The 10180-nt window shown below is 47.7% G+C and carries 5 protein-coding genes; all 5 read right to left on the bottom strand.

Translation table 11 applies throughout. The features are described 5' to 3' along the window. Positions 1-234 precede the first annotated feature (234 nt). Entirely contained in the window at positions 235-2412 is a 2178-nt protein-coding gene (locus tag BC792_RS08100; RefSeq protein ID WP_211357498.1) for a hypothetical protein, read from the bottom strand. A 19-nt stretch (positions 2413-2431) separates the two neighbouring features. Continuing rightward, complete coding sequence (locus BC792_RS08095) at positions 2432-3247, bottom strand: DUF3823 domain-containing protein (protein ID WP_148908488.1); 816 nt, start codon at positions 3245-3247, stop codon at positions 2432-2434. A 58-nt stretch (positions 3248-3305) separates the two neighbouring features. After that, a complete protein-coding gene (locus BC792_RS08090; RefSeq protein WP_148908487.1) occupies positions 3306-5363 on the bottom strand; it encodes a RagB/SusD family nutrient uptake outer membrane protein in 2058 nt (685 codons plus the stop codon). A gap of 115 nt (positions 5364-5478) precedes the next feature. Then, entirely contained in the window at positions 5479-8556 is a 3078-nt protein-coding gene (locus tag BC792_RS08085) for a SusC/RagA family TonB-linked outer membrane protein (protein ID WP_211357497.1), read from the bottom strand. A 111-nt stretch (positions 8557-8667) separates the two neighbouring features. Continuing rightward, complete coding sequence (locus BC792_RS08080; RefSeq protein WP_148908485.1) at positions 8668-10113, bottom strand: glycoside hydrolase family 76 protein; 1446 nt, start codon at positions 10111-10113, stop codon at positions 8668-8670. Between the last annotated feature and the right edge of the window lie 67 nt (positions 10114-10180).

Here is a 10180-nt window from a genome sequence, read left to right as displayed (position 1 = left end):
TTGCAAAAATATCTTCCGGAAAAAGACTCGGACTATTGGATGGTAATGCTTTGAATAGTATGTTTGCCATATTGTTTGGGTACACCTAAAAATAACCATTTTTTAGGACAAACAATAAAAATCCCCGACACTTTCACGTATCGGGGATTCCTTTTTAAAAAAAGGCTTTTTAGACAACCTCCAGTGGTCCATGCACAGGCCTAATGAAAGCCTCGCAAGTTGGTATTTATGTTATTACCACGCAAATTCGACCTTAACTCCGTCGGGGTTATTTTCAAACCCTAGGAGGTAGGTTCCTGATTTAGCATCCCAGTTTTGCAGATTAAATATGTCCTGTCCGTTGACCTTTACGCGTCGCGGTTGCCGCGGAAGAAGCACTCTCGAAATTCCCGTCGTTTCTATAGGGCTTTTTGCCACGTAGGAATAATTATTCCCTGTAATCTCCTCGTCATAAACACGATAGGCAGCGGCCAATACCTGCGGCTGATGTTTGTTCTTAATGAGGTCGACGTTCATAAAGTATCCCTGCTCGCCGGGAGCAATTGTCCGTGCCGGATATACCGGGAGTTTAGGATCGAACAGATCGATTAGCGTGCCGTTGATGGTAAAGTGCTCCTCGCTGACACTCTCATCCATGACAGCAACCAGTTCGAATGGCCCCCGCCGCAGGTAAAAGCTGTTTTTAAAAGCCAACGATCCTCCCGCGGTCCGGTAGCGTTCCTGTACAGCGCGGATCAGGTCTTCGCTGGCGTTGGCCCGCATAGCATATTCTTTCGGGTCCGTACGGATAATCTGTACCGATCCCTTACCATAAGCATAAAGCCCTTCCTTAGCTCCTGCGGCAATACCCATCTTCCCGAACAGATGGTCCGCGGGCGCCTTATATCGGTTCGCACCCGTATTCCACCATTCCTGAACGGTCTGGAACGGATCGCGGTCCGTGCCGCTGTAGACAAGTTGCCCGCCAGCTTTTACCCACGCCGCCAGCTGGTCATGCGCTATCGGATCAAGCGGCTTCATATTCGCATAAGTCATCAGCAAGACCTTCGTATCCGCCAACGCCCCCGCATAACCTAAATTCTCGATGTGGACCGTCTTCACCGGTACACCGCGCTTGAGAAAAGGAAGAGCAAGTCCGTAAAAGTTTGCCAACTGCGGATCGTCATACCCTTCGTGCGTAGGAAAGCGCTGGAACATCAACGAATTCGCCATCAGCACAGAGATGCCCTCGCTACCAGAAAGTTTATTCTCGCTCAACGGCATCTGATTCAACGAATTAATCATCACCTGCATTTGTGTAGAATAGTGGCGTGGAATACGTTCTTTCCGGTCGCTGTTTGGATCCGTACGATACAATCCCTCGTAAATCCGTTCCGGCCAGGGCATAACTTCGTAATCAGCAATCTTCGGATACAACAGCTGAGCCACAAACGTAGCCTGGTAGTTCGTCTTATAGTCTACCCAATCTTTAGCACGATCCTCAATAGGATCCGTTAGGAAAAACATCTTCCGGCCTGTAGGGGCCGTCATCGATTCCATCGAACCATACTCGAGGTATGCCGTCTCGAACACACGCTCTTTTTCCTTTCCGTTAAAATAGTTCGGCTCGCGCGAAGTGCCCGTCCAAACCTGCGCAATATAACCATCTACAACCGGCAGAGAAGCCAAACTGGCCTCGGGCGAGACGATCATCCATTGGGCGTAGTTGACGAGCGAATGCGTCGGCACGTAACATTTTACATCCATACCTTTAGACTTCCCGTATTCTTTGGCAAAGGTAAACACTTCGTTCAGCGCCTTGTAGTAGAGTTGGTATTTCAGCTTGTTGGAAAGATAAGTGTTCTCCGGCGACTCATGTTGCGGGCGCCAGTCAAAACCGTAATATTTCTTCCATTCCCTTTTAAACGCTTCGCTATACCCCCCACGTGCCCAGAACTCGGGCTCCTCCATAAATATGGCATCGATTCCGGCGTCGATGACCGGTTTCACATGTTTCTCCTTCAGATAATTTAGAAAGTTATCTGTGGGTACGATATAGGGTACCATATGTCCATGCCAGATCGTGTCTTGAGCTTGGGTTACCTGTCCCTCATCCAAATGCCATTTACCATCCCATTGTCCCGTAAAGTAGTCCTGATACTCGCCCCAGGCAATACCTGTCATAAAATGAATGGTGTACCCTCTATCTTTCCAGGATTTCACCCGTTCCGGAAACGGCACCCGCCTGTGTCTGTCCGATGGATTTCCGCCTACGCCATAGATCATGACCGCATCCGCCCTATTATCGATCGTTGGACGCCACTCCCGCGATGTCTGAAACGTTGTCTTCACTTTGTCCGTCGTCTGCTGTGCCATAACCGGTCCGCAGCTTCCGAGCAGACACGCAATGCCTATATATGTTCTATTTATCATAACCTCTTGTTTGCCTGCGTTATCTTACCAATACCTCTTTTGCATCTGAGTAATTCCAACGTCGGGTGCCGCTCCCAGCCGGCGTGTCGTAATTGATGCGGGCTGCGGCGCGGATGAAGACAATACGTCCAGAAGGAATGGTTCCGTTTGATTCAATAGTAATAGGCTCGCCAACTAGGCTGTTAAACGATGATCCAGTATACAAAATCTCACTCGACCAACGCTCATCCCGAGCACGATATCCAACCGAAGAGGAATAGCTTACAAACAATTGGATATCCGTTATATTCTGAAAACTGTTGCTGTACCCGCCCATTGGCTCTATCTTCTCTCGGAACTCCTCTTCCGAAACTCCTCTCGTAACTCGTACTTTTGCTTGAATCTTACCGTTAACTACGCGCGGTTCGTCCACCCACTCCACTTTAAGAAATGGCTGCACCTCGAAGCGCACTTCGGTAACGCCCTCAATGTCTATATCTTTTGTTTCATCTGCCAATGGTACTCCTCGCTCGTCTTCGCGTAATAGCGGGATAAATGGCCCGTCTACCTGGACATTATATCTTCCTTTAAATACTCTCGTATTCTGGAAGGTGCCATCAGGTCTACAGAAAAAATCCGGATTAGGCGTAACATTATCTCCCCAGCTGGTTTCGATGAGGCGTACCCGAATGCCCTCGCTCCCCTGATCCGTCAGCACCGGCTCTCCTGTAGCTATGTCAACTACTTCACCTTTCAGTGTTTCGGCTGGAGCTGGATAATTATCCAGCTCAAACATGCTGCAGGATGCCAAAAAGAAAAGAGACGCTAATGATATAAAAATGCTTGTCTTTTTCATCTGTTTATTTTTATATTTTCTTTATTCTATTAACTTACTTTTACCAACTGCTTCCGCGTTACCTATTAGGTTGTTGGTCTATGACAGGACTTTTCGACACTTCTCCTCCAGGAATAGCAAAATAATAGTCTATTATATTGTATTCGAATGTTTTTAAACTAACCCATTGGAACCGCGCATCGAAAAAATATTTCCCGGTACTGGTCGAAAAGAAAGGGTATAATCCCCGGAAACGGTAACGAGTATTGTTACTGAACGCGTCTCTATTTTTGTTTTCGCCCCAAAATCCGTTCCTTCCTTCGTAATGCTGCACCCGCCACCTTCGGATGTCCCACTTCGATTTATGTTCGAACGCCAACTCTTTCCGTCTTTCTTTTCGTACGATATTACGCCCACTCTCTGTAGGAGTAACCGGGGCAGTAAGCAACGCCGCACCGGCCCTTTCCCGAATAGCATTCACAGCCTCGGTAGCCACCTGCATCAGATCCGATTCGTCGGGAGATCCCTCGCCTGCTAGTGCCAGCTCCACCGCTGCCTCCGCTGCATTCAGCAGCACTTCGGCATATCGCATGAGCACAAAGTGTTGATCCGAACGTCCTTCTCCCGCTACGAAAGATGGATCAGAATTCAACCATTTTCTTATGTAAAGTCCGGTCAAATTTCCCTCTCCATTATCGTAGAATGGCCCATTAGCTCCCGCAGCGGTCATTTGTTGACCGTTATAGTCTACAATTTCCTGACTTGTTCCTTCTCTCGGACTAAGATAAAGTGTCTTAGGATTAGCCCTATATGCGTTTAAGTGTTGATACCTCGTTTCAGCAGCCTGATAGGAGTAATCATTGAACAAAGGCTGTATAGGGGTCGGCCCAGTATAAACGCCAGCCCGGATTTCAATGTCCGTTCCCTTGAATCGATCTCCCGGAAAAATAACGTAAGCCCGTAGGCGGGGTTCCGCATTCTTAAAAAAATCGAGAGGTGTATCGTAAAGCAGGTACTCACCTTGCGTGTTCGAGTTGCCGGTTGTTACCTTAACCGTGCCGTCTGGATAGCGGTCGAAGCCCTCAAAAAGTTCCAAAAAGTCTAATGTAGGACAGGTCCCTGATGCCAACGGTGCTTTAAACACGAAAGGCGCACTATAGGCATCGAATCCGTGCGTATGGACCGGGAAAGAATATTCTTTAACGTAAATATTTTCGAGGCTTTCCAAGTCGCTGAACATGTCCACCATGTTTTGGTATTGCGCTTCTGGATTGTTGGCTTCCCACCTTTTTTTATAGAGGGAATAGTTTCCATGCTTTATAATCTCCCGGGCAGCTAGGTACGCTTCTCTAAAATACTTCTTTGATGCTGCTTGCCAGGCATTTTCCGCGAAGCCGATAACGCGTACGCCGGTCTTTTCGCCGAGTCCGGTTAGACGTCCCGGCACTGACTCGTTATACTTGGCCACACTTCCTGCGTAAAGCATTGCGTCTGATTTATACGCCAGGGCTACATATTTATTCGCGTAACCTTTCTTCGGACTCGTCAACGACAGCAATTCGACGGCCTGATCAAAATCGGCGAGGACCTGATTCCACGTATCTTCCTCGCTGGAGCGAGGTACCTCAAGCGTCGAGAGTTCAGCAGGATAATGCAGCACCTTTGTCACGAGCGGCACGCCTCCAAATCGCCTAGCCATAGCGTTGAACACCATCGCTCTAACAAAATAAGCCTCGCCGAGATAATGATTATATATAGGTTCGGGAAATGAGCTTTGGTACTGGGGGAGCGTCTCAATCAAATAATTGGCATCTCTCAGCAAAGTCATGGCCTGACTCCAATACGGCGTTCTTTCGCCGGTAAATGCCGAGCTAATCCCATCACGGTTTAGCGCCTCGCCGGTGCCCTCAATACCCAGCGCCCCTAGCCAGGAGTTAAACTCCACGCCCCACTGCGCCATATACTTGAAATCTTCAAAGGGCATATTACTGTACATCCTTGACAAATAAATCTCGACCCCTGACTCGGTAGTCAGCAGGTCTTCATCCCCGATGATATTTGCTGGCGGGATATCCAAATCCACACACGAAGTGAGTAGCACGAAGACGACCACGGTAAGTCGATATATCTTTTTCATTTCAAATAGTTTACTTTTTTAACGGTAATGAAGCTTGCATAAATTATTCATTAGCTTTGGTACTTGGCCGTTTATGCAGGTTCATATCTAAATAATTGTTCGTAAAAAACGCTAGTTAAAAACCCAGCGACAGCCCTGCTGTAAATGTCTTATTTAACGGGTACATCCGTCCAAGATCGTCGTCCGGATGTTCCGGATCGACAAATTTCACGTTCGTGAAGGTCAAGAGATTGTACGCGTTAGCAAAAATTCTCAAGCTCATAGTCGACAGCGCACGAAATTTCGGAAGGGTATATCCAAGTTCTATACTTTTAAGACGTAGGTAGGCCGTACTCACGCGATTAAACGTGGAATTGGCAAACGGATAGTTACCCGTAAAGCCATAATGGCCGCTGATCCATTCCAAGGATGGATCCCAGGGATCCGCCTGCGGATCCACAGGGCGCCATCTATCGGTATACTGCTCGAGGGTTCCGCCACCGTTGGTTCCCCATATAGCATACAAGGGCTCTTTGTATTCCATTGAGCCAAGCGCAGATCCTTGCAACAAGAAGCTCAGGTCGAAGTTTTTGTAATTGGCATCAAATACAAAACTATAGTTAAGCCATGGTGTTTGGTCGAAAGCTACGGGATGTACATCTAGATGGTTGATCTCTCCGTCGCCGTTCCAGTCCAAGTATATGTAATCCCCAGGCAATACGTCTCGATCTTTGTATATCGGGTAACTCCATATATCTTCCCAAGTCTCGTAGCGTCCCACGCCTTGATAACCGAACTGCATTCCTTGAAAACGGTTGTTCAGGTTATCATTTCGCCAACGGTCGTAAGAGTTTCCCCAAGGCCCTTTCTCTGATGCAACAAGATATTTCTGACGTGTGATTGTTCCAATGGCTTTCACCCGATAGGATAGATCGCCTATTTTGTTCCTATGCGAAATTTCTACATCCATTCCAAAATGCTTATCGCTATCGAGATTTTCCCGGGGAGCAGTGGCTCCAACGACGGTCGGAAGCTCCGCGGAAAGACGTGCAAAACGGCCATGTCTTTCTCTTTCGAAATAATCGACCGAAAAGCCCAACAGGCCGTTCCATCCTTCAAAATCGACACCGAGGTTTAAGGTGTGAGCGGTAAACCATGTTATCATCTGGTTAGGTAATGCCAGCGTAGAAACGCCATAGACAAATTGGTTGCCAAACATATATCCAGGAGCGTACTGGTTATAGTAGCCCTGCGACGCATTTCCCGAAGTAGCAGGATAAGTATATCCTGTGGCCCAGTCGTATTCGAGCGCACCGTCATCGCCCAATACGCCATAACTTGCACGCAACTTAAGCTGGTTTACAAACTGCATCCTTTCCCAGTTCTTGAAAAATGGCTCCTCGGATATACGCCAAGCTACGGACGCTGACGGAAAGAAGCCCCATTGATGACCTTTGGCAAATTTGGACGAACCGTCGTACCGGAACTGGGCCTCCGCAATATAACGGTCATCAAACGTATAGTTAGCCCTTCCAAACAGTGCAGAATTGGCCGTTTGATACACGTCATTTAAGGAACTGCTCATTCCTCCCCGCTGGTCTTCGTCTACACCACCAAACAGGTAATCCATCCCGAACGCTAGGTTACGTTGCGCATAAAAATTGTCACCGGTGTGCTTTTGCGATTCCCAGCCCACCAATCCATCCAACCGATGTCTCGTATTAAATGTCCGGTTATAATTAACGATAAATTGTCCCAGCACCTGTTGTCTATTGAACATTTCTCTCCGTATCTGGTTCGGAGAACTGTTATTATACAGTTTTGCATCATAGGAGCCAGTCAGCTGATTGTAAGCATATTGATAGTACTCTCTCCGGTTGATATTGTTGTCATCCATACGGTAATCGTAGCTGACCATAGCCTTCGCCGACAAACCTGTCAAAGCATCATTAAGCGTTCCAAAATTATAGTTAAGGCCCGCGGAAGATTGGAAGACCTTCTGGCCGTGTTTACGGTAACCCGAGATGTCCGACGTCATCATCGCCACGGTATTCTCCTCAAGATCTAGCCCGTCGTAGTTGAGCATAGTGTTCTCGGGATCTGCATATGCCGGAAAAAGCACCCCCTGACGCCAATAGTTTCTAATGATATCAACCGAACTGGAATAAGGGCTATTGCGCTGGTCCATAACCCCGCTAAGGTTTAGGTCAACGGTTAGACCGTTAGCAATTTCGGTGCTGATATTAGAGCGGAGGTTCACTTTACTATAGTTAAGGTCGCCTGATTTGAAGAACCCTTGCTGATAGAGGTGTCCCATTCCAATGTAATATTGCGTCTTTTCGCTTCCTCCTGTAATACTTAGATCGGACTGGGTCTGTGGTGAGTAATCGGAAAAAATCAAGTTCGTCCAATCCGTTGCACGACGCGCTCCCGATCTAAACGCTTCGAAATCGCTGTCCGTGTAAATAATATTGCCACCGTTAATATTGTTCATGGCCATCTCGTTGTAGATGGTCATTGTCTGGTATGGGTCGGCAAGTACCGGTAGCCCGGATGGACGCTGAAACGTGTAGGAGCTGTTGAGCGAAATGCTCGTATGGCCGGTACGGCTTCCCTTTTTAGTCGTCACGAGAATCACACCGTTAGCAGCTCTCACCCCATATATTGCAGCTGACGCATCTTTCAACACGGAAACATCTTCGATGTCGTTTGGATTAAGCCGTTGAAAATCGGCTGTTGTGCGCGGGACTCCGTCGATAACCACCAAGGGGCTGCCGAGGCCACGGATATCGAAGTTAGCGGCGAACGACCCGGGCTCAGCACTGCGCTGCCAAACCCGTACGCCAGGAACACGTCCCGTAAGCATGTTTTGTGGATTTTCATTGCGGGTTTGTTGCATTTCCGACCCCTTGATTCCCGACACTGCTCCCGTTAAGGACACCTTCCGCTGCGTTCCATATCCAACAACAACAACCTCTTCCAAGGCGGCTTCATCGACTTCTAAAATCACGTCGATACGGCTTCGCGTGCCTACTGTCTCCTCTACGCTTAAAAATCCTACAAAAGAGTAATGTAATACTGCGCCTTGCGGAACCTGAATTGTGTATCGCCCTTCGACATCTGTACTGGTCGCAACCTGTGGCGAAGCCCCCTGTACAGATACCGACACCCCACCAAGCGGCTCTCCGTTGGAACTTGTTACGCGCCCAGACACATTTATCTGCTGGGAATCACAAGAAACCCAAACAATATCGTGTAAATAAATAGTTTCGTTTCAATAATTAAATTCTTGGTCATGCTGGTTCTTTTTAACACTATTGATTAGCTATTTTGTTTGTTCATATCTTGACAAAACCGCATACTCGGCCGCAAAAGCGAAGGTGAACATCCCCTCCGTATTGTTTTTACCTCGATCGCGGTTCCAACCGACTAACAAGTTTGTTGGCAAAAATCCTTTGTAGAAAAAATGTTCATACGCATAGTCCAGATTTTTCTGAAATGCGTCAATGTAGCTGTCTGTATCTTTATGAAGCGGGTAAAAGTCGACATACCCCCGCATCAACACCCCGTTGAACCAGTTTCTAAAGCCACTGATGTCGAAGGTATAATGGTCAGCAACGTTTACTCCTTTTTTGGCGAAGTAAGAAAAGCTTGCGTTAGCCAGTGCTGTGCCGTCCACGAGATATCTATCGTCTCCTGTCACGCGATACAAATCGGCTGCTCCCGACAGCATTGTACCACTGTTATAGGTAATGGCCGGTCCTACCCGGTCGCGGCATGTAATGCCCCGACGATAGCTAACCCCTCCGATTTGCTCCAACTGTGGAGATCCCGGCGTACAGCCTCCCATCATGTCATCATACACCCCGTCACCCCGAAGAAGATAATTTTTTTGCCACTCATAGATCTTTTTCGCGAATAGGAGATAATAATCGCTTTTCTTCACTTGTACAGATTTTCTCGTTCTCCGGTCCGTCTCGTCAATGTAACGATGCGCGATTTCATCAGTTTTACCTTTGTAGAGTTCGTGTAGCCAAACCAACGGGCTTATCATGGGCCCATTACTACAAGCATGCTTCGTAACATATCCGGGACCCCAAGAAATACCACCAACCTCGTTCCCGTTCTCGTCAATAGTGCAATCCCACCCGTCAAGCACATACGCCGTGAGATATTCCGCTTTTTCCAAAAACAGTTCGTTGCCGGTAACTTTATAGGCTTCTAAAAACTCCCGGATCAACCACATCTGGTCATCATACACGTTTTCAATCCCCTCTACCTGTGCCCCACCTTTCGAATTGCCCCGATTCACGCCGTACACCGTCCACTCATTGGTGCCGGTGTAGGAGGTCAGGGTGAATGTTCCTAGGTAATAATCCGCCCCATCGTAGAGCTTCATAAGTTCTTGTTCGTACCGATTAAAATGGGCGTCGTAGCGGGTAGCATCCCCTTGTTCCTTTTCGGCTTCAAGGGCTCGAAGAATGGCTGTAACAGCCTCAATCGCACTCGTGTACATCCACACGCTACCTATTTCATTCGATCGGGTTTCGGAATAAGGGTTATAGTATCGCGCCATCGTCATCCCACTTCCCGTAAAGTAAGCTTCAAGGGCGTTATCTGTAATCTCCATAGCGCGGGTCAGTGATCTCGTCGCGAGGTTGGTCTCTTCCGGCGGTGTTGTCTCATCATCGTTTTTCGCCTTATCACAGGCGCTGACAAAGAAGCATAAAAGGCTCCCCATCACGATAATCATACTTTTTTTCAATTTCATCTGTTTATTTTTAGTGGTTAATGAGAGCTCGTGTAAATAGCATTGCCCTACGTGTCAATGCTATTTA

This window comes from Sphingobacterium allocomposti, from assembly GCF_008124885.1.
Taxonomy (GTDB): Bacteria; Bacteroidota; Bacteroidia; order Sphingobacteriales; family Sphingobacteriaceae; genus Sphingobacterium; species Sphingobacterium allocomposti.
This window is presented reverse-complemented; position numbering and strand designations above follow the sequence as displayed.